The organism is Paenibacillus sp. TAF43_2 (assembly GCF_052113545.1).
GTDB lineage: Bacteria > Bacillota > Bacilli > Paenibacillales > Paenibacillaceae > Pristimantibacillus.
In genome coordinates this window covers 1-24,119 of record NZ_JBFRDK010000034.1, presented here as the reverse complement: position 1 = coordinate 24,119, position 24,119 = coordinate 1, and the positions used below count along the sequence as shown (strand labels likewise).

Annotated in this window: 25 protein-coding genes and 1 other annotated feature; of the genes, 4 read left to right on the top strand and 21 right to left on the bottom strand. The window is 45.1% G+C overall.

All coding sequences use genetic code 11. The features are described 5' to 3' along the window. Positions 1-38: 38 nt before the first annotated feature. Both AB4Z17_RS10120 and lspA read right to left on the bottom strand, forming a co-directional pair. On the bottom strand, positions 39-977 hold the full coding sequence (locus AB4Z17_RS10120) for an RluA family pseudouridine synthase (RefSeq protein ID WP_441909651.1): 939 nt from the start codon (positions 975-977) through the stop codon (positions 39-41). Next, positions 958-1,479: a signal peptidase II gene (gene lspA, locus AB4Z17_RS10115; RefSeq protein WP_441909652.1), complete on the bottom strand. Its 522-nt coding sequence runs from the start codon at positions 1,477-1,479 to the stop codon at positions 958-960. Before lspA ends, AB4Z17_RS10120 begins: the two co-directional genes overlap by 20 nt. Before the next feature lie 228 nt (positions 1,480-1,707). On the opposite strand from lspA, the gene AB4Z17_RS10110 reads away from it, so the two are divergent. Continuing rightward, the gene (locus AB4Z17_RS10110) at positions 1,708-2,439 is read left to right on the top strand and encodes a TraR/DksA C4-type zinc finger protein (protein WP_441909654.1); all 732 of its coding nucleotides are present in this window, start codon (positions 1,708-1,710) and stop codon (positions 2,437-2,439) included. Here AB4Z17_RS10110 and AB4Z17_RS10105 read toward each other — a convergent pair whose 3' ends face one another. The 9 genes from AB4Z17_RS10105 to AB4Z17_RS10065 form a co-directional block, all read right to left on the bottom strand. Next, on the bottom strand, positions 2,440-2,778 hold the full coding sequence (locus AB4Z17_RS10105; protein ID WP_256710892.1) for a DUF5665 domain-containing protein: 339 nt from the start codon (positions 2,776-2,778) through the stop codon (positions 2,440-2,442). Positions 2,779-2,923: 145 nt separating this feature from the next. Further along, positions 2,924-6,022, bottom strand: a complete 3,099-nt coding sequence (ileS, locus tag AB4Z17_RS10100; RefSeq protein ID WP_441959623.1) for an isoleucine--tRNA ligase — start codon at positions 6,020-6,022, stop codon at positions 2,924-2,926. 46 nt (positions 6,023-6,068) lie between these two features. Next, positions 6,069-6,370 (bottom strand) — a binding site (T-box leader). Positions 6,371-6,449: 79 nt separating this feature from the next. Beyond that, positions 6,450-6,947, bottom strand: a complete 498-nt coding sequence (locus AB4Z17_RS10095; RefSeq protein ID WP_076268175.1) for a DivIVA domain-containing protein — start codon at positions 6,945-6,947, stop codon at positions 6,450-6,452. A 96-nt stretch (positions 6,948-7,043) separates the two neighbouring features. After that, a complete protein-coding gene (locus AB4Z17_RS10090) occupies positions 7,044-7,826 on the bottom strand; it encodes an RNA-binding protein (RefSeq protein ID WP_441909658.1) in 783 nt (260 codons plus the stop codon). 18 nt (positions 7,827-7,844) lie between these two features. Beyond that, positions 7,845-8,111 carry a YggT family protein gene (locus tag AB4Z17_RS10085; protein WP_054027981.1) on the bottom strand — a complete coding sequence of 89 codons (267 nt, stop codon included), beginning with the start codon at positions 8,109-8,111 and terminating at the stop codon, positions 7,845-7,847. 10 nt (positions 8,112-8,121) lie between these two features. Further along, the gene (locus tag AB4Z17_RS10080; protein ID WP_053375511.1) at positions 8,122-8,571 is read right to left on the bottom strand and encodes a cell division protein SepF; all 450 of its coding nucleotides are present in this window, start codon (positions 8,569-8,571) and stop codon (positions 8,122-8,124) included. 2 nt (positions 8,572-8,573) lie between these two features. Further along, positions 8,574-9,293, bottom strand: a complete 720-nt coding sequence (locus tag AB4Z17_RS10075) for a YggS family pyridoxal phosphate-dependent enzyme (RefSeq protein ID WP_441959621.1) — start codon at positions 9,291-9,293, stop codon at positions 8,574-8,576. A gap of 3 nt (positions 9,294-9,296) precedes the next feature. Continuing rightward, complete coding sequence (gene pgeF / locus AB4Z17_RS10070) at positions 9,297-10,148, bottom strand: peptidoglycan editing factor PgeF (RefSeq protein ID WP_441959620.1); 852 nt, start codon at positions 10,146-10,148, stop codon at positions 9,297-9,299. A gap of 102 nt (positions 10,149-10,250) precedes the next feature. Continuing rightward, positions 10,251-10,532, bottom strand: a complete 282-nt coding sequence (locus AB4Z17_RS10065) for a YlmC/YmxH family sporulation protein (RefSeq protein WP_076268170.1) — start codon at positions 10,530-10,532, stop codon at positions 10,251-10,253. A 178-nt stretch (positions 10,533-10,710) separates the two neighbouring features. Here AB4Z17_RS10065 and AB4Z17_RS10060 point away from each other — a divergent pair, with 178 nt between their 5' ends. Next, positions 10,711-11,277: a TetR/AcrR family transcriptional regulator gene (locus AB4Z17_RS10060; RefSeq protein ID WP_441959619.1), complete on the top strand. Its 567-nt coding sequence runs from the start codon at positions 10,711-10,713 to the stop codon at positions 11,275-11,277. 16 nt (positions 11,278-11,293) lie between these two features. Further along, a complete protein-coding gene (locus tag AB4Z17_RS10055; protein WP_441959617.1) occupies positions 11,294-11,722 on the top strand; it encodes a DUF3995 domain-containing protein in 429 nt (142 codons plus the stop codon). Positions 11,723-11,776: 54 nt separating this feature from the next. Here the strand turns inward: AB4Z17_RS10055 and sigG are convergent, their stop codons facing one another. The 3 genes from sigG to spoIIGA all read right to left on the bottom strand — a co-directional run bounded on the left by sigG (position 11,777) and on the right by spoIIGA (position 14,342). Next, a complete protein-coding gene (gene sigG, locus AB4Z17_RS10050; protein ID WP_054027974.1) occupies positions 11,777-12,559 on the bottom strand; it encodes an RNA polymerase sporulation sigma factor SigG in 783 nt (260 codons plus the stop codon). Positions 12,560-12,663: 104 nt separating this feature from the next. Beyond that, positions 12,664-13,386, bottom strand: coding sequence for an RNA polymerase sporulation sigma factor SigE (gene sigE, locus AB4Z17_RS10045; protein WP_054027973.1), 723 nt, complete (start codon positions 13,384-13,386; stop codon positions 12,664-12,666). A gap of 38 nt (positions 13,387-13,424) precedes the next feature. Beyond that, the gene (gene spoIIGA / locus AB4Z17_RS10040) at positions 13,425-14,342 is read right to left on the bottom strand and encodes a sigma-E processing peptidase SpoIIGA (RefSeq protein ID WP_441909666.1); all 918 of its coding nucleotides are present in this window, start codon (positions 14,340-14,342) and stop codon (positions 13,425-13,427) included. A gap of 509 nt (positions 14,343-14,851) precedes the next feature. Between spoIIGA and AB4Z17_RS10035 the strand changes: the two genes are divergently transcribed. Beyond that, positions 14,852-15,535, top strand: a complete 684-nt coding sequence (locus tag AB4Z17_RS10035; protein WP_441959616.1) for a DNA-binding response regulator — start codon at positions 14,852-14,854, stop codon at positions 15,533-15,535. Positions 15,536-16,216: 681 nt separating this feature from the next. Here AB4Z17_RS10035 and ftsZ read toward each other — a convergent pair. The 7 genes from ftsZ to AB4Z17_RS10000 form a co-directional block, all read right to left on the bottom strand. Continuing rightward, positions 16,217-17,332, bottom strand: coding sequence for a cell division protein FtsZ (gene ftsZ, locus AB4Z17_RS10030; protein ID WP_441882996.1), 1,116 nt, complete (start codon positions 17,330-17,332; stop codon positions 16,217-16,219). Positions 17,333-17,451: 119 nt separating this feature from the next. Continuing rightward, positions 17,452-18,693, bottom strand: coding sequence for a cell division protein FtsA (gene ftsA / locus AB4Z17_RS10025; RefSeq protein WP_339208723.1), 1,242 nt, complete (start codon positions 18,691-18,693; stop codon positions 17,452-17,454). 236 nt (positions 18,694-18,929) lie between these two features. Next, positions 18,930-19,682 (bottom strand): cell division protein FtsQ/DivIB, encoded by a 753-nt coding sequence (locus AB4Z17_RS10020; protein ID WP_441959615.1) that lies wholly within the window; start codon positions 19,680-19,682, stop codon positions 18,930-18,932. Between the two features lie 111 nt (positions 19,683-19,793). Beyond that, complete coding sequence (gene murA / locus AB4Z17_RS10015) at positions 19,794-21,062, bottom strand: UDP-N-acetylglucosamine 1-carboxyvinyltransferase (protein ID WP_441959613.1); 1,269 nt, start codon at positions 21,060-21,062, stop codon at positions 19,794-19,796. A 15-nt stretch (positions 21,063-21,077) separates the two neighbouring features. Then, complete coding sequence (murB, locus tag AB4Z17_RS10010; protein ID WP_441959612.1) at positions 21,078-21,983, bottom strand: UDP-N-acetylmuramate dehydrogenase; 906 nt, start codon at positions 21,981-21,983, stop codon at positions 21,078-21,080. Positions 21,984-22,529: 546 nt separating this feature from the next. Further along, a complete protein-coding gene (gene spoVE, locus AB4Z17_RS10005; RefSeq protein ID WP_076268160.1) occupies positions 22,530-23,627 on the bottom strand; it encodes a stage V sporulation protein E in 1,098 nt (365 codons plus the stop codon). Positions 23,628-23,673: 46 nt separating this feature from the next. After that, positions 23,674-24,119, bottom strand: a 446-nt coding sequence (locus AB4Z17_RS10000) for a glutamate ligase domain-containing protein (protein ID WP_441959610.1), incomplete at its 5' end; no start/stop codon positions are given.

Below are 24,119 nucleotides of genomic sequence, written 5' to 3'. Positions count from 1 at the left end.
AATGAATAATGTGGTGAAAAGTTTGCACTATTGCACTATTACCTTGAACGCAAGCTGCTTAATACATTTTCGAAGTCTGCCGGCAAAGGCATTTCGAACTCCAGCCGCTCGCCGCTGCGCGGATGTGTAAAGCCAAGCAGCGTAGCATGCAAAGCTTGTCCTTTTAAGGCTACAGTCTTGTTGCGGCCGTAAACCGGATCTCCCGCAAGCGGATGACCGATATATTTCATATGCACACGAATTTGATGGGTACGTCCCGTCTCTAGCTGAAGCTCTACAATCGTGTAATCGCCTAAGCGCTCCAATACGTGAAAATGTGTTACTGCATGTCTGCTATTGTGCTCGGTTACCGTAAACAGCTTCCTGTCATTCAGGTCACGTCCGATAGGCGCATCAATTGTACCTTGGTCATGCGGCAAATTGCCGTGCACAAGTGCGATATATTTCCGCGTTACCGTATGCTCCTTAAGCTGCTCAGCAAGCGAGATATGCGCCAGATCGTTTTTGGCAGCCATCAACAAACCTGTTGTGTCCTTATCTATGCGGTGAACAATGCCCGGACGGATCAAGCCGTTAATGCCGGACAAGTCCTTGCAGTGATACATCAGCGCATTAACAAGCGTGCCTGAAGAATGACCAGGTGCAGGATGAACGACCATTCCGCGCTTTTTATTAATAACAATCAAGTCTGAATCCTCATAGATAACTTCAAGCGGAATGTTCTCAGGGACAATGGCCGCCTCTTCAGGCTCTGGGATAATCAGAACGACACGATTGCCCTCTGCTACCTTCAGATTCGCTTTTGCCACTTTGTCATCGACCTGTACGGCCCCTGCTTTGATCCATTCCTGAACCTGGGTTCGGGATACGCCTTGATCGTCAATACTGTCTGTTACAAACTTATCTACTCGTTCGCCGGATTGCTCCGCCTCTACGATCCATTCCAACGGTTCTTCATTATACAGGTTGCTGCTCATGATTGTTTTGATCCTTGTCCTCTCCATTTTGCAAACGTTTCTTGTCATCTCTAGCCGATAACAAGGTGTCAATTAGAATTAATGCTACACCACAGACAATCGCTGAATCCGCTACGTTGAATATTGGGAAGCCATAGCTGCCGAAGTTAAACTGCAGAAAGTCGACAACCTCACCATAACGCGCGCGATCGAGAAAGTTGCCAATTGCGCCGCCAAGAACTAGTCCGAGTCCTACTAGCAGCCAAGGCTTAGCTGATTTTCTCGATGCCTGTATGTACCAAATGATACCCAAAACAATGATAACGGTAATAATGATAAAAAACAGTCTTTGCTCTTGCAAGATGCCAAATGCAGCACCGCGATTTCGATGCGAAGTGATGAGAAAAAAATTACCGATAATGCTAATTTGATCCCCGATCTCCAATTTTGTCTCAATTAATTTCTTTGTTACAAAATCAAGGACTAACACTAATACCGCTACCCAGTAATAATAAAAACGCATCGAATCACTCCTAATTTTTTGTAAAGCAGCGTTTCCATTCAAAAGCACTTCAGGCTAGATGTGAAAAGCCAGCGCATTTCTGAAAGTTTGCTAATCAATTGTAGCATACGGAGCTAAATAAGAGCCAGCACCCGCCTGCTGTTCTTCCATTGAAGACCATACTGAAAAACCGTATTTCAGCAAAAGCTAATACTGCAATTATGTTCCCTGCTAAGGAGGGTGCTCAAAATGACAAAGCCAAACACTGCTCATATTCAGCTGCTGCAAGCCAGATTATTGGACGAGCAGCGCGAAATTGAAAAACGTTTCTCAGAAAACGATCATTATGGCTTAGCGAATTCGTTGCGTGACAATACCGGAGAACTATCTACAATCGATAATCATCCAGGTGATGTCGCTACTGAGCTTTATGAACGCGAGAAAGATGTAGCCCTTCATGAACAAGAGGAATTGCATCTGAATCGCATTGAGGCTGCGCTAACCGCGATTGCTGATGGAACATACGGCATTTGCAAAACATGCAATGAACCTATCCCGCTTGAGCGTTTGGATGCCGTGCCTGATACGCTTTACTGCATTGAACATGCGCCAAGACAGCATTTATCCCTGCGCAGGCCAGTTGAAGAATTATTTCTCGATCCGCCATTTGGTCGAACCAGCATGGATGAGCATGATTCCTACAACGGTTTTGATGGCGAGGATGCTTGGCAAATTGTTGAGCAATGGGGCAACGCTGATTCACCTGCCACATCTGAGAATCGAGATGTGGCCGATTATGAGCATGTAGGCATTGAAGCTTTCGAGAATGACGGTTTCGTTGAATCCATTGAAAGCTTTCTTGCGACCGACATTACAGGGCGTCATGTGTCCGTCATCCGCAACCGAGAATATAAAAATTACTTGGAGTCGGATGAAGGCGATCATGGATTAGAAGCTGATCTTGAGGATCAACACTTATAATCAATAAACTTTTCCTTCGAGCTGGATTTGGACAATTCGGACAATATCTGCGATATAGTCGCCGATTATCGGTAAGTTTAACGCTCCTAATATACGCAGAACATAAAGAATGGTCGCAGCAAAAAAGGTAAAGCCAATTGCGATTCCTACACCTCTGGCAGTACCAGCCAGGAGATTTTTCCAAATCATTGTCCATGGTCGGTTTAACAGATCAATGTAGTCCGCTATTTGGGTATGTTCCATTTCGGTAGCAATAGTTTGCAGTCGTTTATCAAGCTTGCTTAACGAAGTTTGTAACTCGTTCAAATTTTTCGGCTGTTCCGGGTTATTTGTATTCATACGAGGCATCCCCTTTGTCAAACAATAAAACGAGGCCTGACCTGCCGGACATTGCAAGCATCGCGACCATTCAGTCGTTTGCTGCAGCTGTCGGAAGGCGACGGCCTCGTTTTTTTCGCTTGTTAATTTCCTTTATACTATAACCTTATCCGCGGATGAAAATCCCTATTTCTTTTTCGCCAAGCACAACTTTCTCCATCCCCGGCTCATCACCATAAGTAACGGTTTGAACAAGCACGTTGTCTTGAAGCACTTGTGCGAACGCATCCAGCGCCGCTTTGAGCTCAGCATCAACATCAAGTACTAAATCGATGCGCTTCTCAATTGGCAGATCGAGCTTTTTGCGTGTATCCTGAACGGCGCGAATCACTTCACGAACCCAGCCCTCTTGCTCAAGCTCAGCTGTAATATCCGTATTCAGCGCTACAGTAACACCGTTGCCAGATGCAGATGCGAAACCTGACTTCGCTTGCTTCTCAACCAACAGCTCATCAACAGTGATCGACAGCTGTTCGCCTTCTGCACTTGTGAAGTTGAAGCTTCCGCCATTTACGATGTTTCGAGTTTGTTCTGCTGATAGTCCTTTTAGCTGAACTTGAATAGGTCCAACGTTTTTACCGTATTTTTTACCGGCAATTTTAAGATTCAGCTTAAGGGTGAAGTCAACAAATCCACTGTCTGAATTTTGTACGGTAATAGCTTTTACATTTATTTCATCCTTCACGATATCCTCGTAGTCTGCTACGTTGAAATCACGATCAAGCGATACGATTAGCTCCGACAAAGGCTGGCGCGTTTTGATTCCCGTTTCGTTCCGAACGTTGCGAGCAAGCTCAACGATTTGTTTTGCACTTTCCATATCGCGCTCCAACGTCTCATCAATAAGCGTTTCATCCGCTTTCGGATAATCAGCCAAATGAACGCTGCCTGCTCCGCCAAGGTTTCCGAATACATCCTCTGCAAGCAAAGGTGCATAAGGAGCGATCAGACGCGAGAGGGTAAGCAATACGCTGCGCAAAGTTTGATAAGCGGCTAATTTATCATCTGTAAGCCCGCTTCCCCAGAAACGATCACGTGAACGGCGGATATACCAGTTGCTCAGCTCGTCAACGAAAACCTCAATCGATTTAGCTGGATTCAGGAAATCATTTACTTCAAGACCCTTGTTCACTGTATTAATCAAGCTGTTCAGACGTGAAATGATCCAGCGATCCAGCTTGTTGTCTGATTTGATCTCTTCATGCGCTGTGTAGTCAAAGCCATCGATTGAAGCATATAACGCAAAAAACGCATGTGTATTTACGATGGTATCAATGACTTTCGATTTCGCTTCGCCAACAATGCCGCGTGAGAAGCGTTTGCTGTTCCATGGCGCGCTGTCTGCAAGCAATGCCCAGCGGAATGCGTCCGTTCCATATTCGTTGATGATTTCCCAAGGGTCGATTACATTGCCCTTAGATTTGGACATCTTTTGACCGTTCTCATCCAAAATATGGCCAGTCGAGATAACCGCTTTATATGGCGCTTTGCCATTATACAGCGTAGAAACTGCAAGCAAGCTGTAGAACCAGCCGCGCGTTTGGTCAATACCCTCACAGATAATGTCTGCTGGATATTGCTCAGCGAATTGCTGCTCGTTCTCAAACGGATGATGATGCTGAGCGAACGGCATCGAACCGCTGTCGAACCATACATCGATAACTTCAGGTGTTCGCGTCATTTCAGCACCCTCAGCGAAAGGTGATTTCAGCTTAATATCATCCACATACGGTTTATGAAGCTCAATGTCTTCTGGCACATCGCAGGTAGCCATCGCACGCAGATCAGCAATACTGCTTGGTGAATACTCCTTGCCTGTTACATCGCAGACCCAAACATTAAGCGGCGTGCCCCAGTAACGGTTGCGGCTGATGTTCCAATCCACCAAATCCTCCAAAAACTTACCAAAGCGTCCTTCACGGATGTGGCCAGGATACCAATCAACGCTGTTGTTGTTGGCGATCAACTGATCCTTAACCGCTGTTGTTTTAATAAACCAGCTTTCCATCGCAYAGTAGATGAGCGGCGTTTTGCAGCGCCAGCAGAATGGATAGCTATGCTCGTAGCGCTCCTTCGAGTAAAGAAGACCGCGTTCACTAAGGTTTTTGACGATGTCAATATCAAGCTCAGCGTCTTTCACGAAACGTCCTGCAAAGTCAGTAACCTCTGACGTATAGCGACCAGCCAAATCAACAACACTCAGCATGCTGATTCCGTTGTCGCGTGAAACTCGGTAGTCATCCTCACCATGTGCTGGTGCGATATGAACGATACCCGTACCGCTAGTGTCGCTAACGAAATCGCCTGCAATAACGATGTGGCCTTTTTCTAGGGTAACGTATTGGAATGGCGGCTCGTAGCTAAGACCAATAAGTTCAGCGCCTTTCAATACGGATAGAACTTCGTAATCTTCTTTAAGAACGCTCTCCGCTAGATTTTGAGCAACGATATACACTTCACCGTTTTTGGAAGCACGGATATAATCAAGCTCTGGATTTACGGCTAACGCCACATTTGCAGGAAGCGTCCACGGCGTAGTTGTCCAAGCGAGAACGAATTCTCCCGATTCTACTAGCTTAAACTTCGCTGTTGCGCTTAGATCCTTAACATCTTCATAACCTTGAGCAACCTCGTGTGAGCTAAGCGTCGTTTGACAATCCGGGCAATAAGGACTTACGCGATGACCGCGGTACAGCAGACCTTTTCCGTGGATTGACGATAAAATATGCCATACACTCTCGATGTACTCGTTTTTAAGCGTGATATATGGATTGTCTAAATCCGTCCAATACGCGATGCCTTCTGTCAGCTCACGCCACTGCTTCTCGTATTCAAAAACGCTGTCTTTGCATTTTTTCACAAACTTCTCTACACCGTATTCTTCGATTTCCTGCTTGCCGGAGATGCCTAGCTGCTTCTCAACTCCAAGCTCAACCGGTAGACCATGCGTATCCCATCCTGCTTTACGGATAACACGGTATCCTGCCATTGTCTTGTAGCGGCAAATAAAATCTTTAATTACGCGGCCAAGTACATGACCGATATGGGGTGCTCCATTAGCGGTAGGCGGCCCTTCATAAAACACAAAATTCGGCTTGCCTTCCCGGTTTGCTATTGATTTTTTAAACGTTTCATCTGTTTTCCATTGCTCCAGCACTCGCAGCTCACGGGTGCGGGCACGTTCCTTAACGTCTACGCGTTGCATCGCTTCAGCCTCCTAATTTAAACAAAAATAAAGCCTCATCCCTATGAGAAGGGACGAGGCTTAGTCGCGTTACCACCCTTGTTCCGCACTGCTGCTGAAATCCAGCAACAAGTTAATGAGAGCAGACAGCTACGTTCAGCTGTGCTTCATGCGGCACCTTAGTCGCGAACATAATATTCGCGTTCCCTGTAACGGGGGACAGCCGTCAGCACTTACTGCTGCTTACGCAGGTTCAGCACCGCTTCTCAGAGAGGATATTCCGCAATAGCTCACACACCGGGCTTTCAGCTGCCGCCGGCTCTCTGAGGAGTGAACTCAAAACGTACTTGTTCTCATCAACGAAGTTTAGATCATCAATTATTTACTATTAGTTATAGCTTAACAACAGGCTAAATGTCAAATGGCATTTCGCCTGTTGTTAAAAAAACTAGCCGCGAGTCAATTCATGCTCGGTTTGTCTAACATGTGGCTCCAGCGTATCCCAACCATCTACGGAAAGCAGTTCAAGCTGAGCTTCTACAAGTGTACGGAAACGAGCACGATAAACGGAAGCTTGTTTTTTAAGCTCTTCCACCTCAAGAGAAACCTTTCGAGACTTGGCAAGTGAATCATTAATAATTCGATCAGCGTTTTTCTCTGATTCCTTAATGATCAACTGTGCTTCCTTCTTCGCATTGTTTCTTACTTCATCGGCTGCTTCTTGTGCAACTATAATCGTTTTGCTAAGCGTTTCTTCGATATTCGTAAAATGATTCAATCTCTCCTGCAAGCCTAATACTTGGTTTTGCATTTCTTTATTTTCACGAATGAGCGATTCATAGTCTTTGATGACCTGATCTAGAAATTCATTAACTTCATCCTCATCGTAGCCACGCAATCTCCGACCAAACTCTTTGTTATGTATGTCCAATGGCGATAACGGCATTGGGGCACCTCCTTATGGTATTTGGAACATTCGTAACCGAAAATACACGATTTGATGAGAATAATTCGACAACTACAGGAAAATTCCTGCAATCATTCAAATAAATTTGCCGATCTTTACTCGAATTCTGCCTTTTTTTGTCACGCCATCCACCTCTAGTACTTTAAATCGGCCAAGTCCTTTGAATGACACAACGTCACCTGCTCGAAGCTGCTCGGATGGGTCTTCTTCCGATTTCCAATTCACCCTGCATCTTCCTGCTCGAATCGGATCAACGATTTTGGATCTGCTTATGCGATAAACATCGCTCGCAATCCCGTCCAATCGCATAGAAGCAACTGACAAACTCATTTCCTCCAGCTTAACCAAAGCCGTCTGAAGCTCAGATAGTGGAAGTACGTCTGTCAGCACATTAATCCGATGAACCTGTCTTAGATGGATATTCAAGTAATCCGCAATTTCATCCATAACAATGATATGACAAAAATGATCATGCACATGTATGTCACCAATTCGGTCACGTTTTATACCAAGTCCAAGCAGTGCTCCTAAAAAATCACCATGATCTAATTCCATTTGGGCTTGTCCCGGTCCATTAACTACAAGAACAGATATGCCAGCATTTTCGTCATCCAAATTTCGATAATCTGGACCTATAATGGCTCGTCTACGCTCAGCTTGATCATAACCGCCGTCAAACCGGACATTAACATCAGGGTTGCGATTTGCCAAAATAGTCAATATTTGTGCTTGTCTTGGGTCTAAAAAATCGGTCCGCTTCAGCTCATGCTGCTGTGCGGACCGCTCTATCCATTCCTCCGCCCGATCTACGAAAGGTTTCTCATCGGGATGGAAATGATCGTATATTCCTTGTTTCATATAAACTCATTCCTTTAATCAAATAAAAAATCCGATTACTGCAATCAGGCCATACGCTACAAATTGCAAAGCGAACACGGCAAGGATTGGCGAAAGATCCAGCATGCCTCCGATTGGCGGAATAAACTTTCTGAAAATACCTAAGTATGGCTCAACCAGCTTACCTAGAAATACGCCGATAAAGCTTTCACGAGCGTTAGGCAACCAAGATAGCAGCACATAACCAATGATCATAAACGTGTAAATTTTTTGTACCAGCATCACAATACTATAAACTTCATCCATTAACTCAAGGTCACCTCATTTTGTTGTAGTCGTTCTCCTCCGCCAGCATTTCCGTTATAGCACCTTGAATTTCGACTGAATCCGGCGTACAAAGAAAAATATTGGGTCCTAGCTTAGAGATGCTTCCGCCTAAAGCGTACACGGTACCGCTTAGAAAATCAACAATTCGAACAGCAAGATCGTTGCGAACACGTTGAAGATTCACGATTACTGCACGGCGTGAACGTAGATGATCAGCAATTTCTTGCGCTTCATCATAAGACCTTGGCTCGCTAAGCACTACCCGGACATTCTTCTGTGAATGAATGCTGACGACATTATTGCTCTTCGTGTTTTTACGTGCCTCGAAGGGAGAAGTTTCAGCTTCTTGTTCTTCCTGCTGTACAACACGTTCTCTCTCTACAACTTCTTCTTCATCTTGCAAGCCAAGAAAACTCATAAAGCGGTTCATGACGCTCATCCCTATTCCTCCTCTTTCCCTACTAATATCGTACCAAGGCGAATCCATGTCGCTCCTTCTTCGATGGCAACCTCATAATCATTCGACATGCCCATTGATAACTGGGTGATGGTGTTTGGATGTTCCGAGCGCCGCTCTAATTCATCCCTCAGCTCTCGCAATGCTCTAAAGACGGGTCTCGTTTGCTCTGGTTCGGCTTCATAAGGAGCCATCGTCATCAAACCAATTGGCTTGATCGAATTAAACTTAGCAAGCTGCTCCACAAAGGGAAAGAGCTTGTTTGGATTAATGCCTTGCTTGGAATCTTCCCCAGATACATTTACTTGAATAAAGCAAGGAACGATAATCCCTAGCTGGGAAGCACGCTTATTTATGGCTTCAGCAAGCGATAGCCTGTCCAACGAATGCATGTATGTAAACTTCCCAATGACGTCCTTCACCTTATTCGTTTGCAATGAACCGATAAAATGCCAGATAGGCTGATCCTCTGCTGCTAGATCGTCACTGCCGCTTATCGCTTCCCACTTCGCCTGCGCGTCCTGCCAACGATTTTCACCCAAATGAAGCAAGCCTTGCCCTAGGGCAGCCTTCGTAGTATCTAAAGAAACATATTTCGTAACAGCAATAATTTGAACTTCATCTCTGCTGCGCCCGGCACGCTCGCAGGCTTTCTTAATTCGCTCTTCCACAAGCTCAATTCTATTCTCTAATGTGAATGACATGTTTCACCTCTCCCGAATGCCGATCCAACTGGCCATTCGGCCGGTTAAGCCACCTTCTTTGCGATGAGAAAAAAATAAATCCCGTCTGCATCCAGTGCACCACTCTGTTAATTCGATACGTATCGGCAAAATTCCTGCTTTTATCATAATCTGTCGGTTTATTTCTTTCAAGTCTAAGTTCGCTTTGCCATCCTCGGTTTGCTTAAGCATTGATTCCGCTTCTTCTGGCGTCAAGCTCAGATCAGTCAAAAGCGCCTGTACTTGCTCTATGACTGGACCATCCACCTCATAGCAGCAGCCTCCTATAGAAGGCCCTATCGCTGCCACAAGCGCTTTAGGGTCGGTTCCATATGCTTGCTCCATTGCTCGTACCGTTTCAATAGCGATCTGCTGGACGGTTCCCTTCCAACCGGCATGGGCAAGCGCCACCGCATCATGCTCTGGATCATAGAAATACAATGGGACACAATCTGCGTAAAAAGAAGTCAGCAGCACCCCAGGGACGTTAGTCATGATAGCATCACAATCCCTGAGCACATCGTCCAGACTATTTCTACCCTTGCCTTTATCTGCTTCAGTCACTTGCCATATCCGGTTCCCATGCACCTGTTCAGCACAAGTCCATGCTTCAAAAGGCCAGCCGATAGCATCCGTCAGCAATCGCCTGTTCGATATAACCGCGGCATCTTTATCCTTGACGTGCAAGCCCATGTTTAACGATGAAAAGTGGCCTTCGCTAACCCCGCCTTGACGTCCTGTAAACCCCGCGTTCAAACGATCATAATGTGATTCCCATTCAGACAATAAAAAAAGCGAAGGTCCCTTCGCTGATTGATTATGTTTAAAAGATTCCATTTGTTCACCTCTTAAAGGTTTGCAGAGCAAACCTACTTCGTAAGCATAAGCTTTGGTTTGCAGAGCAAATCTGCTTTGCTGGTATAGTCACAGTTTAGCGTTTTATGAGCGAGCGTGCAAATCTTCTTCCTCGGAACGAAGCTGTTTCGTGTCATCCATTCGAACGAGCACAACATCTGCCCCAATTTTCACAATATTGCGCCATGGAATAACGACTTCCGTGCCGCCACCGCCAAACATCCCCAAAAACTTAGTATACTGCGGCACCACAATAGAATCGATTCGACCTTGCCGCAGATCAAGCTCCAAATCCGTTATTTGACCTAGCTTTTTTCCGTCCACAATATTAATAACGTCCTTTGTTTGAAAATCAGATATTTTCATTTCCGCTCACCACTTTTCAAGTAGAGTGATCACCCGTTTGTCTCTCCTATAACTATATGTGGAAATCGCCCAAAATGTCCTTCTTATCATGAAAAGGAGCCTCTTATTTCAAAATTTGATTTTTATGTACGATAGCGTACAATAAAAGAATATCAGAGGATCGAATAAGGAGCATATCATGCCAAAAATCGTCGCAACGGAACTCGATTGGATCAAGCTTGGATTGCAAAAATTTGCTGAAGGGGGTGTCGAAGCTCTCGTTATCGAACATCTCGCTAAGCAGTTAAACAGCAGTAAAACCAGCTTTTATTGGTATTTTAAAAATCGTATTTTGTATATTGATCGTATTATTCATTACTGGCATGAACAAACAACCACATCAATCATCGCTCATATTCAGCAGCATGATTCATTAGAACCGAAGCAAAAGGTACACCAGCTGCTCAGCGTCATGTTCAGCACGATAGCAGGAAAAGATTTTATTTATCATTTCCGAAAATTAGGAACGACATCGCCTGCGTATGCTGAGCTGCTTCAGCAAATTGAGCAGCAGCGCTTGGATTATATGAGCGGCTTGCTCATAGCGTGTGAATTATTAGAACATGAGGCAAAGAATACATCTGAACTCTTATACAGTTATTACTTGGGATGGTACGAACGAAATAAACATCGTACTCTCAATCCGGAAGAAACCCAGAAGCAGATTGACCTGCTCATGCCGTTTATTGAAAAAAAACATACATGACACGGAGGGATATGTGATGCAATCGTTATTAGCAGCGCTCATTAGTACGGTGTTGTTCGTCATCGGCGCGATACATATATATTGGGTGTTAGGCGGTCGGCATGGAATCTCCATTGCTGTCCCGACAAAGAATTACACATCTCAGCCTCTTTTTAAACCTCGTCCTGTCGGAACGGCAGCTGTTGCAATACTTTTCTTTGCGGGCGCCGCATTCATTCTTATGTTTGCTGATATTATCCCTGTCATCGGATCAACATCGCTGCCCTCCATTGCAGGCTGGGCACTTGCTATTGTTTTTTTGGCTAGAGCAGTTGGTGAATTTCGTGCTGTCGGGTTATTCAAAACGATTCGAAACACACATTTTGCACGGATGGATACGTATGTTTACTCTCCGCTTTGTCTGATCATCAGTGTCTTATCTTTTTGGTTGATGATTATTGGTTAGTCCTCTTCAATAAATCACATAAACATAAAAAACGGTGCCTCTCGGCACCGTTTTTTATGTTTTTACATGCTTTTGCATTTGCTGAATAGCCGACTTTTCCAAACGAGATACCTGTGCCTGTGAGATGCCGATTTCATCGGCTACCTCCATTTGCGTCTTGCCTTCGAAAAAGCGCATCGACAAAATCATTTTTTCACGGTCGTTCAGCTTATGCATAGCTTCCCGAAGCGCGATTTCCTCGATCCACGATACGTCTTTGTTTCGTTCGTCACTAATTTGGTCCATAACATAAATAGGATCGCCGCCGTCATGGTAGATCGGTTCAAACAATGAAACAGGATCTTGAATGGCGTCCAGAGCGAATACGACATCTTCCTTCGGAACGTTTAATGCTTCCGATATTTCAAAAATCGTCGGTTCGCGTGAATTTTTGTTCGTCAAGCTATCCCTAACTTGAAGCGCCTTGTAGGCAATGTCTCTCAAGCTGCGTGATACGCGTATAGGGTTGTTGTCACGCAAGTAACGGCGTATTTCCCCGATAATCATCGGTACGGCATAGGTGGAAAATTTGACATTTTGGCTAAGGTCGAAATTATCTATCGCCTTCATAAGTCCAATGCATCCGACCTGGAATAAGTCGTCTACAAACTCTCCCCTATTGTTAAACCGTTGTATAACGCTAAGCACTAGCCGCAGATTACCGTTTACTAATTTCTCTCTTGCTGCCCACTCATTACGGGTTTGCAATGCCGTAAACAATTCTCTCATTTCGACATTATTAAGGACAGGCAGTTTCGCGGTATCCACTCCACAGATCTCGACTTTATTTCGGGTCAACGTGATTACCTCCCAAGGAGAAACATTAATGTACATTATCTCCTCAGGAGTCCTTTTTATTCCTCTTGCGACATCGTTCGACAACTGCAAGCAGGATGCGGGATCTAAACCATTTTGTTAAATTCTTTGCGAAGCCTTTTAATAATTCGCTTCTCAAGGCGTGAAATATAGGACTGTGAAATGCCAAGAAGATCAGCAACATCCTTTTGTGTTTTTTCCTCGCCGTCGGCAAGACCGAAGCGAAGCTCCATAATAATTCGTTCACGCTCTGACAATTTATCAAGCGCTTTGTGAAGCAGCTTACGATCTACCTGCTCTTCAATGTTACGGTAAATCGTGTCATTCTCCGTTCCGAGCACATCCGATAGAAGAAGTTCATTGCCGTCCCAGTCGATGTTAAGCGGTTCATCAAAGGACACTTCGGTGCGCGTCTTACTATTGCGGCGCAGGTACATCAATATTTCATTTTCAATACAACGCGAGGCGTAGGTGGCCAGCTTAATCTTTTTCTCAGGATCAAACGTGTTAACCGCCTTAATTAGACCGATCGCGCCGATTGATACGAGATCTTCAATATGAATGCCGGTATTCTCAAACTTACGAGCGATGTATACGACTAGCCTTAAATTACGTTCGATTAGCATTGCGCGAATAGCCGTATCGCCGGTAGGCAGTTTTTCCAGCAAATATTCTTCCTCTTCACGTGTTAGGGGAGGCGGTAATGCCTCACTGCCACCAATATAATAAATTTCTTCACTTTTTAATCCGAATAAAAACATGACACGATAATAATATAACTGAAGGATCAGTTTGTACTTGACGAGCATTTGGCCCATCCCTCCTCGTTTGTATGAGCATACGTTCGTTACTGTTGTACCATAGACGGATGGATAATGGCTCGATATGCCCCATCAGACGTTAACTTACCGCCGTCAAGCCCGATAAGCACCTTCCGCGTTTCAAAAACTTGTCCTTCCCTAGTAATTTCAACCGCATCCGGCTTTATCGCTAGCATGAACTGTGACCCTCGATTGACACCTCTGAATGGTACAAGACGAAGTCGATCTTGCCAAACAAAGGTGTGCTCATCCATTCCCGCTACAAGACGATCCACTTGTGCATCTCGTATGCTATTCAACCACGATTCAGGTAAATCATCTTGCCACAAGGATGCCTCCATTACCATGACCGGTGTCCGTGTAAGTGGATCATAAAGCTGATTGCCGGTGTCGATCAGGCCTATGCAGGTTTGTATACGTTCTCCAATCATAATTTTCACTTCTGCCAAATGAGTTTGCACCAGCTCCCTTTCTCTTTTTTGCGTCAATACGGCACGGTATATATACAATCCGATACATAACGCAGCAATCAAATAAAACAATCCCATCTTAAGCTCCACACGCATGTTTCCGTTTACGAACATCATCGTTTTCCAAACCTCACGGGACCCTTGCATGAACAAATAATAAAGTCCAAGCACAGCTCCAGCAGCCACAAAGTTAACCGCATAAAACGCTGCAACATTCCTCATATAGTGCTGAATCGAGGCAAAGCCAAAAGCAATCCATAAAATCAATAACGACGTAGCAACCTTAACTGCAAATGTGAATAAAAAAGATAATTGTGGAAAAAGCATTAAAACGACATAACAAGCTCCGACAGCAGAAGCCAATAATACTCGCCAAGGCTTCGGTTTAAGATGACGTGCCCAAGCAGTAGTTAATAGAATAGCACCGTCAACGAGCAGCTCTCGCAAAAACATAACATCAACATAAACAGCCACTTCGGTCACCTTCCTGCAACTGGCGGTAAACGGCCTGCAGCCGGCACCCGGGAGAACGATTGACACTAGTATATTAAAATCCTATTTCAAAGTCTGTCTATTCATGACGGCATGACGTATCTTTTTTTGTCGAGTAGGGGTATAAAAAACGGCAAGTCTTTTACGTTTAATTTTGCAGAGGCTTGTATCTTTAGCTCGTCCTATTTTGCTAACAGTTCATTAAACTAGGGAAGCTCCTGTGAGGGATCACTCCTATGTCAGGCTGAATCTACTTTTTTGTTTCTTTTTGAGGTTCCCGCCATCACTTGTCATTGCTAAAATAATTTTCGACTAATTAATCTGGCCGTTTTTTTAAAAAATACAAAAAAATTTGGAATGGATACTTGTTCAACTTTGGCAATTAGATTATCATTCTAAATAGATAGAAGCAGTGAAGCACACCGCTTACTCGGGAGATCTCTCTCCCGCAGTATGCGGTTTTTTTTATTTTCCGGAGGAGGATGATAAATTTGTCGTTTCAATCGGTATATGAATGTTGGCTGGAACTTCATCTAAAAAAGAGTAGTGGAGAAAATAGACGGAGGCTGGAGCAAGGACATGGACACGCTGAAAAATTATTTTTAGAAAAGGTATGGTATCCTGCCTTCCATCAACTTGAGGGACTTATTCCAGAGTTTGAGATTGCTGATTTTCGAGACGGCACTCGTTTTTTAGACTTTGCATATTTAAAATCAGGCTTGCGGCTAGCGATCGAAATTGATGGATTTCGCACTCATTCCTCAGAAATCACTCGCTGGCAGTTTTCAGATTCATTAATGCGTCAAAACCACCTAGTGCTCGACGGTTGGAAAATATTGCGTTTTTCCTATGATGACCTAAAAGAAAAACCGCGAATGTGTAAGCAGCTTCTCCAACAATTTATGGGTAGGAGCTTAATTGGCAATAAACAAGATACAAGCGCTGATGCATTCTTGCAGTTGGAAGTATTACGTTATGCTTCTCAACTACAGCATCCTATCCGGCCCACTGACGTAATCGATCTTCTAAAAATCAAAAAACGCGAAGCTCAAAAACTGCTTCACCGTATGGTTCTCAATCAAGCCTTGTTGCCCGCAGGAAATGGCACCCAGAGAATTCGATGCTACAAAGTAAACCAAGAGCAGCTGCATACTCTTTTATTTACCTCACTTTAACAGGTACATTAGAGGGTTGTTAGCATTTACGATATGCAGCTTCTCACCCTTGCTCATTCACCAAGCATTGGCTGTAAGAACGTATAGGTGCTTATTCGCAGCAAACTAAGGCTTCTTTCATGCTGTAAGAACCTATGTGTTCTTACAGCGGCTTATTTACCTTGCTCATTCGCAAATAGTAGGCTATAGGAACATATAGGCGCTTATTGGCAGCAAACTAAGGCTTCTTTCATGCTGTAAGAACCTATGTGTTCTTACAGCGGCTTATCTACCTTGCTCATTCGCAAATAGTAGGCTGTAAGAACGTATAGGCGCTTATTGGCAGCTAGCCATGGTTTCTTTCATGCTGTAAGAACCTATACGTGCTTACAGCGGCTTATCTACCTTGCTCATTCGCTAATAGTAAACTATAAGAACGTATAGGTGCTTATTCGCAGCAAACTAAGGCTTCTTTCATGCTGTAAGAACCTATGTGTTCTTACAGCGGCTTCTCTAGCTTGCTCATTCGCCAAGCATTGGTTGTAAGAACATATAGGTGCTTATTGGCAGCTAACCATGGTTACTTTCATGCTGTAAGTGCATATGCGTGCTAACAGCTGCTTCTCCCCTTTTCTCAATCAACTTACAATCAAAAAAATAAAAAAAGCCTCACCATAATGGCGAGGCTTAGTACAAAAAGTTTTAGCGATCGTTGCGAGGGCGATTGCGCAAAAATGCTGGAATTTCAAGCTGGTCGCTTGAAGTGTTGTTAGCTCCGAAAGGCTTAACTGCATTGGAGCTGCCCTGTTGCCTTGTATCAACCGCTTCTGGCTGCTGTTGTGGAACACGACGCGCAGCTGGTGACTTGTGCTCGAAGCCCGTTGCTATAACGGTTACTTTAATTTCGTCCTTCAGATCTTCATCGATGATCGCACCAAAGATCATGTTCACATCTGGATCAGATGCTGAAATGACAATTTCAGCTGCCTCATTCACTTCATAGAGTGAAAGATTGCTGCCGCCAGTAATGTTCATAATAACGCCGCGAGCGCCGTCAATTGACGTTTCAAGCAGCGGGCTCATAATCGCTTTTCTCGCTGCTTCAGCAGCACGGTTCTCGCCCGTAGCAATACCGATACCCATCAATGCGGAGCCGCGTTCTGTCATAATCGTTTTTACGTCTGCAAAGTCAAGGTTGATTAGGCCTGGTACTTGAATAAGGTCTGAGATGCCTTGAACGGCTTGACGGAGCACGTTATCCGCTTCACGGAAAGCTTCCAGCATTGGTGTCTTTTTGTCTACAATCTCAAGCAAACGGTCATTAGGAATGACGATAAGCGTATCTACTTTTTCTTTAAGTGCTTCAATCCCAAGCTCAGCTTGTCCAGCACGCTTGCGTCCTTCAAAGGTAAAAGGCCGAGTAACAACCCCTACAGTGAGTGCGCCGCATTCGCGAGCGATTTCGGCAATAACCGGAGCTGCTCCCGTTCCCGTACCGCCGCCCATTCCTGCTGTCACGAATACCATGTCCGAGCCTTTAAGCTGGTTCATAATAATTTCGCGAGATTCCTCTGCAGCCTTGCTGCCTACATCAGGATTGGCACCCGCACCAAGTCCACGCGTCAGCTTATCGCCGATTTGCAGCTTATGCTCGGATTTAGCCAAATGCAGCGCCTGAGCGTCGGTGTTTACCGTAATAAACTCCACGCCTTTAACACCATTTTCTATCATTCGGTTAACGGCATTGCTACCGCCACCGCCAACACCTATTACTTTTATTTGAGCAAGCTGCTCAAGCTCAAAGTCGAATTCCAACATCTTTCATTTTCCCCCAGTCAAGCGTAAACTGCTGATAACATCTATGAGACGGCACAGCAACGTTTCGCAGTAAAATATAAGTATCGTATATAAGGTGAAACTTATATTATCTTAAATCCTCAAATAAATTCATTAAACATACTTTTAATCCGCTCGAACATACCGGGTTTAGTAGAAGGTGTTGGACTTGCTTTGCGGCTTGCCGTTTTCTTCACTGCTCCAGTTCCGCGAGCTCCCATATATTTTGACACATATTGAATCATGCCAACGCCGCTGCTATACGCCGGGTCTCTTACACCAATATAATCAGGGAGTGCAATTCGGACGGAAGACTCAAGCTCTGCCTGGGCCAAAGCGAGTGTTCCTGGCATCGATACAGTGCCACCGGTCAACACATAACCGTTAACCTTGTCTCCATAACCAAGTCGACGTACCTCTTGTCGAACTAAATGGAAAATCTCTTGCATGCGAGGCTCAATAATACTAGCAAGATCAACCTGTGAAAACTCTTTTTCCACATTGCTGCCCATTCGTGCTACTTTAAACTTCACATCTTCAGCTGCATCCAATACATTAGAACAGCCATATTTAAGTTTGATTTTCTCAGCTTGCTCACTTTGCGTGCGCAAACCATAAGCTATATCATTTGTTACATATTCGCCACCAATTGGAAGCGTTGACGTAGCAGCTAGGCCGCCTTGATCATAAATGGCAATCGTACATGATCCTGCTCCTATGTCTGTAAGAACAGTCCCTATCGATTTCTCATCTTTGGTGAGCGAAACCACGCCTGAAGCGAGTGATAACAAAATGACACCAGAAATACGAAGGCCTGCTTTCTCTACACAACGCATAAGGTTATGTATAGCAGTCTTCGTCCCCGTGACGATCGTCGCCTCAACCTCAAGGCGAACGCCAATCATACCGCGCGGATCGGAAATACCTTCCAAGCCGTCTACTAGATACTGCTTTGGAACCAAGTTAATGATTTCACGCTCTGGAGGGAGCGCCACTACTTTAGCAGCTTGTAATACTCGTTCAATATCTTCTTCACCAATTTCACGGTCCTCATTGGATACTGCAACGACGCCTCTATTGGTTTGCAAAGCAATATGATTGCCTTGAATACCAACATATACGTCTGATATTTGAATGCCTACCATGCGCTCCGCATGCTCTACGGCATTACGGATCGATTGCACAGTCTGGTCAATATCTACTATTGCTCCTTTGCGAATACCCTCTGAGTCGGCAGATCCAACTCCAATAATATTAATGGCTCCATTATTCACTTCACCAATAATAGCACGAACTTTGGATGTACCGATGTCCAAACTGACGATGATGTCGTTGCTGCTCATCTTGCGGCACCTCCGTTTCAAATAATTAATTATTTTACCACATGTTAAGGTCTTCCTACATATTCAACGCTTTTATTATTTTCCCTCTTTTTTCAACAAATTTTTCGATGTTTCTCGCTTTGTGTCGAGCACCGCCCCTTGCGATTCTCTATATTTCCTATGTTTATCCAGCTTAATCGAGTATTAATGCATAAATAAAATTCTACCATTCTTTCAGACTATTGAGTAGTATAATTTTACTCAGAATCTATATTTTCTGGACTTTCACTTACRAAAGGCACATATGTATCCGCCAGAAGCATCGTGATCTTACCTGGCTCTTGGGTCTCGATTACTGCATTCAACGCTTCAATCTTCTCTGGAAGAACCGACACCGCTGTTACCACTTCAAATTTTGTGCGAGTGTACATCAGAATCCGATCGGGATAAGCGGTTGACGGAAATGGTAAAATCTCAGACAGGTCGGAGAGCTGCTTCGTCGATATTTTTGCAAGCTGCTTCGTGAGCTGTGCTTTTACGGGATCTCCATCTGTCCAGCCTGACAATACAGGCTTGTCCACAAGCTGCATTTCATCGCTGTCAGCCTCAACTGTCGTTCCATTTGTCAATAACGCTGTCATTTCCCCTTGCTTGKATAGCTCGAATGCAACAACTGGAAACTCCTCTACATGAATCTTCACCACACCTGGAAATACCTTCGTAACCTTGGCCCCTTTAATTTGTGGCAATGTGACAATTCTATCTTCTATAGTAGAAGACGAAGTTCGAAAAAAAGCATCGCCAACCAGAATAGCAGCTGCCTTGCCTATTTCTTCTCTCGTTACGAATCTAGTTCCTTCAATTTGGATTTCTGATATTTTGCTAATAGAGGAATTAAAAAATAATACAGCCAAAAGCGCCACAAACAATAATATAAGTATGGTCAACAGCTTCCGACTGCCCATTCTTTTTTTCGGTGGTTCCTTAAGTACTGGCATCTGTGCACTCATAACTTGTCCCTTCTTTCCCCAAAAAACATCCGGTTAACCTCTCCGCGTCAGCCTTCGCTTAGCATCAAAAGGGTACCGGCTGTTTCTATCTTGCAGCTCATGCGCATAGTATTAGTTATTAGGCACTGGCGAATAACGCGAAATCCGCGCACCCAGCCTAGACAGCATCGTTTCGATTTTTTCGTAGCCTCGATCAATGTGATGAATTTGCTCAACGACCGTCCTTCCTTGCGCTGCTAAACCAGCTATGACAAGGGCGGCACCCGCTCTCAAATCCGTTGCTTCCACCGTCGCTCCATAAAGCCTTGGCACGCCGCGAATGAATGCCGCATTCATGTCTACGCGAATGTCTGCACCCATACGTGACAGTTCATCCACATGCTTTAATCTGCCTTCAAAAATCGTTTCTTTCAATATGCTCACACCATCTGCAAGCGTAAGCAGCACCATAACCTGAGACTGCAAATCGGTAGGAAAAGCCGGGTATGGAGAGGTTACGATTCTTTCAACCGCTCTAGGCCTTGTTGCACTGCCAACTTTAATTATATCATCGTCGACAACAATTTGAACACCTGCCCGGCGCAGAACATGAATCAAGGAAGATAAATGGGCTGGCTGCGTATTTTGGAGCGTGACTTGACCGCGTGTTGCAGCGGCGGCTACCATGATGGTCCCTGCTACAATACGATCCGGAATCACTTTATAACGACAAGGTGTTAGCGACTGTACCCCATCTATCGTTATCGTGTCGGTTCCGGCCCCCATTATTTTAGCGCCCATTGCATTTAAAAAGCCTTGCAAGTCTTGAATTTCCGGTTCCCTTGCAGCATTGCTTATTGTGGTTCGGCCTTCTGCCAAAGCAGCGGCCATCATAATATTTTCTGTTGCACCGACACTTGGAAAGCTTAAGTGAATATCCGCTCCCCTTAGTTTCTCGGCACGGCATATGATCCGGTTACCCAATTCTTCTATTTCTGCACCCAGAGCCTGAAGACCTTCTAAATGAAGATCAATTTTCCGCTCACCGATTGCACATCCACCTGGTTGATAAACCTGAGTTTCCCCAAATCTAGCAAGCAAAGGCCCCATTAAAAAAATAGAAGATCGCATCTGTCTCATTAACGATTCCGGCACGTGGGATGTATGTGCAGTCTCAGTGTCCAGCACCACAGTTCCTCCCGTATGCTCGGCGCGGCATCCTAATTCGCGCAAAATGTTCAGCATGACATCGATATCTAGCAAATCAGGCACATGATCTATCGTTGTTGTGCCTTCGGCCAATAGACTGGCAGCCAGAATCGGCAAAGCGGCATTTTTCGCTCCTTGGATAACTATGGTTCCTGAGAGAGGTTTCCCACCTTCAATCACCAATTTGTCCAATGTATCACCTCCGAATTACCGCTCACCCACCACCAATACTTCCGGCACCAACAGGATGCCATAGCGGTCCTGAACAGTGCTTTTTATATGAGTCATGAGGGCGAGAACGTCTTCAGCTGTTGCTTGACCGGTATTCACAATAAAATTGGCGTGCTGCTTCGATACTTGCGCTCCTCCGAGGCTTTCACCCTTTAATCCAGCCTCTTGAATGAGTCTAGCGGCATAATCATTAGGCGGATTGCGAAATACGCTGCCTGCACAGGCAAGCTGCAAAGGCTGCGTTCTCAATCTTCTCTCTTTGTAGGAGGCCATCCTAGCGAGTACTTCCTGCCTATCCCCTTCTGCCAGCTCAAAGGCGGCTTCAATGACAATGCCTTTTTGCTCGTGAAGTATGGAATGGCGGTAAGCGAAGTTCATAGCCTCACGATCGTAGCGAACCAATTCTCCTGTTTCCAGTACAATATCAGCTGACTTAAAAATACGTGACACATCTGATCCATGCGCGCCAGCATTCATATAAACGGCTCCGCCTACCGTACCTGGGATTCCCCCCGCGAATTCAAGTCCGGTCAGACCTTGTTTCCCAGCCATGACTGATAGCTTAATTAAAGAATATGAAGCACCGGCTATTGCTGTCGATCCTTCAAAACGCAAGTAATCGAGCCCTCTGTGCGGTTTTATTACAACGCCGCGAATCCCTTTATCACTTACCAGCATGTTCGAGCCTCTGCCTAAATTAGTCCAGGGTATTTGATGTTTTTGCACCAAACGTACCGCCGATACCAATTCATCTTTGCTGCTAGGGAGGATTAAGATATCAGCGAGACCGCCGATTTTCCAGGTTGTATAGTTCGATAGCGGTTCGTTGTACAAAACTTCGCCAAGATTAGCTTGTTCCAATTCCGCTTTAAAAGCTTCCATTCGTTGAACCTCCCTAAGGTTTTGCGTAGCAAAACCTACTTCGTAAGCAAATGCTTAGGTTTTGCGCAGCAAAACCTACTTCGTAAGCAATCGCTTCGGTTTTGCGCAGCAAAACCTACTCCGCAAGCACATGCCTGGCTGTGTAAGAAGAAAAAGAAATTCCCCTTCAGCAGCCTGAATCGCTGCTGCCGGTTTTTCTGTTGTAATCACCGCTCCTTTCGGGTGACGGTCACGAATATAGTGTATCTTATGCCCATATAGGCTCTTGTGTGACAATGGCCTATATCGAGCCAACTGGCTCACTGATTGGTATGTGCAGCAGAGCAGTACTCAAAGCTGGTTGCCGCTTTAGCGAATTGACTGTTTCTTTCAAAAAAAAGTGTATTCAATATCTCATCATATTAAAGGTGCAAATTTTCCTGTAAACAACAATATCCGGCTTGGATAGTTGCAGCTGCTGTTAATGCAACCTGCAGCTATCCAAGCCGGACGTTTATTGTTTTTTTCTACTAAGCATCTGCTGGTTATTGCCCTAGGCATGAAGCCTCACCTCGAATAACGAGATATGTTCAACAAAATCCCCAGTGCAGTTAAGAGAAGCGTTAGGGATGAACCCCCATAGCTAACAAGCGGAAGCGTAATTCCCGTAACGGGCATCATGCCAATGACGACACCAATATTAATCAATACTTGTACACCGATAATGCCTGTGATGCCAACTGCCAGCAAGCTCCCGAATGTATCCGTAGCTGCAATAGCAGCGCGTATCCCCCGCCAGATAACAACTAGAAATAATAGTATAAGAGTAACTCCGCCGATGAAGCCAAGCTCTTCCGCTAAAATCGAGAATATAAAATCGGTTTGAGGCTCTGGCAAATAACTGAACTTCTGTCGGCTCATACCTAGACCGAGCCCAACGAGTCCACCTGGTCCGATCGCATATAAGGATTGAATAATTTGATAGCCGCCTCCGAGCGGGTCTGCCCATGGATCAAGAAAATTCGTTATTCGCTTTAATCGATATGGCGCAGCGATGATAAGGCCAACAAAACCTGCGACACCGATGAGCGCCAAGCCGCCTAAATGAGATAATCTAGCGCCAGCTGTAAAAATCAGAATTAAAGAAGCGCCAACCATCACCGCTCCTGTACCTAGATCAGGCTGCAGCATTATAAGTCCGAAGGCTAGTCCAACAAGCCCTAGCGGCGGCATAAGCCCTTTTGTGAACTGCGTAATCGTTTGCTGCTTCTCAGAGAGCCATTTTGCTAAAAATAATATCATCGCCAGCTTCATAAATTCAGAAGGCTGAATACCGAAGGAGCTAATGCCAAGCCAGCTGCGTGCGCCGCCGCGAACGACGCCGACACCAGGGATCAGCACGAGCAGAAGAAGGCCGAAGCAAACCAATAAAGCCATTGGCGCCCACTTTTTCCAAACCGTATAATGCGTATTCATCGTAAACAACAACGCGCCTATACCGAGTCCAGCAAATAGCACCTGACGCTTTACATAGTAAAAACGATCACCGAATTCATGAAAAGCAAGCACTGCGCTAGCGCTGTACACCATAATCAACCCGATAGCGAGAATGAGCCCAATTGCAGTCAGCATCCAAATATCCGGGGCAGAACGCGCTTTGGCCATAGCGAACACACCTCTTAGCATGGGAAAGTAGGGACATGCCCCCTACTTACAAGGTATGCGCCGAATCTTTAAAAATGCGCCCTCTTTGCTCATACGATGTAAACATATCCCAGCTTGCGCATGCAGGCGACAACAAAACGATATCACCAGGCTCTGCGATAGCTGCAGCTTGTTTCACCGCTTGCTGAAGGACGGACTCGGCGTCCTCACTAGGTTCGACGATTTCCACCTTAGCTAAACCTGCCAGCTCTGCTACACGGGAGAGCTTTTCTCTCGTTTCGCCTAAAGCAACAAGCCCCTTTAAGCGGTCGCGGAATAAAGGTACAAGCTCCATATAGTCAGAGCCGCGGTCAAGTCCTCCAGCCACTAGAACGATCGGTGCGGATAACGAGCGAACGGACATCATCGTTGCAACCGGGTTTGTCGCTTTCGAATCATTATAATATTTGACACCCTTCACGTCACGGACGAACTCCAGGCGGTGCTCCACGC

Coding starts and splice junctions, on each gene's coding strand:
- AB4Z17_RS10120 (WP_441909651.1), bottom strand. CDS start 977: ATGAGCAGCAACCTGTATAATGAAGAACCGTTGGAATGGATCGTAGAG.
- lspA (WP_441909652.1), bottom strand. CDS start 1,479: ATGCGTTTTTATTATTACTGGGTAGCGGTATTAGTGTTAGTCCTTGAT.
- AB4Z17_RS10110 (WP_441909654.1), top strand. CDS start 1,708: ATGACAAAGCCAAACACTGCTCATATTCAGCTGCTGCAAGCCAGATTA.
- AB4Z17_RS10105 (WP_256710892.1), bottom strand. CDS start 2,778: ATGAATACAAATAACCCGGAACAGCCGAAAAATTTGAACGAGTTACAA.
- AB4Z17_RS10095 (WP_076268175.1), bottom strand. CDS start 6,947: ATGCCGTTATCGCCATTGGACATACATAACAAAGAGTTTGGTCGGAGA.
- AB4Z17_RS10090 (WP_441909658.1), bottom strand. CDS start 7,826: ATGAAACAAGGAATATACGATCATTTCCATCCCGATGAGAAACCTTTC.
- AB4Z17_RS10085 (WP_054027981.1), bottom strand. CDS start 8,111: ATGGATGAAGTTTATAGTATTGTGATGCTGGTACAAAAAATTTACACG.
- AB4Z17_RS10080 (WP_053375511.1), bottom strand. CDS start 8,571: ATGAGCGTCATGAACCGCTTTATGAGTTTTCTTGGCTTGCAAGATGAA.
- AB4Z17_RS10075 (WP_441959621.1), bottom strand. CDS start 9,293: ATGTCATTCACATTAGAGAATAGAATTGAGCTTGTGGAAGAGCGAATT.
- pgeF (WP_441959620.1), bottom strand. CDS start 10,148: ATGGAATCTTTTAAACATAATCAATCAGCGAAGGGACCTTCGCTTTTT.
- AB4Z17_RS10065 (WP_076268170.1), bottom strand. CDS start 10,532: ATGAAAATATCTGATTTTCAAACAAAGGACGTTATTAATATTGTGGAC.
- AB4Z17_RS10060 (WP_441959619.1), top strand. CDS start 10,711: ATGCCAAAAATCGTCGCAACGGAACTCGATTGGATCAAGCTTGGATTG.
- AB4Z17_RS10055 (WP_441959617.1), top strand. CDS start 11,294: ATGCAATCGTTATTAGCAGCGCTCATTAGTACGGTGTTGTTCGTCATC.
- sigE (WP_054027973.1), bottom strand. CDS start 13,386: ATGCTCGTCAAGTACAAACTGATCCTTCAGTTATATTATTATCGTGTC.
- ftsZ (WP_441882996.1), bottom strand. CDS start 17,332: ATGTTGGAATTCGACTTTGAGCTTGAGCAGCTTGCTCAAATAAAAGTA.
- ftsA (WP_339208723.1), bottom strand. CDS start 18,693: ATGAGCAGCAACGACATCATCGTCAGTTTGGACATCGGTACATCCAAA.
- murB (WP_441959612.1), bottom strand. CDS start 21,983: ATGGAAGCTTTTAAAGCGGAATTGGAACAAGCTAATCTTGGCGAAGTT.
- spoVE (WP_076268160.1), bottom strand. CDS start 23,627: ATGGCCAAAGCGCGTTCTGCCCCGGATATTTGGATGCTGACTGCAATT.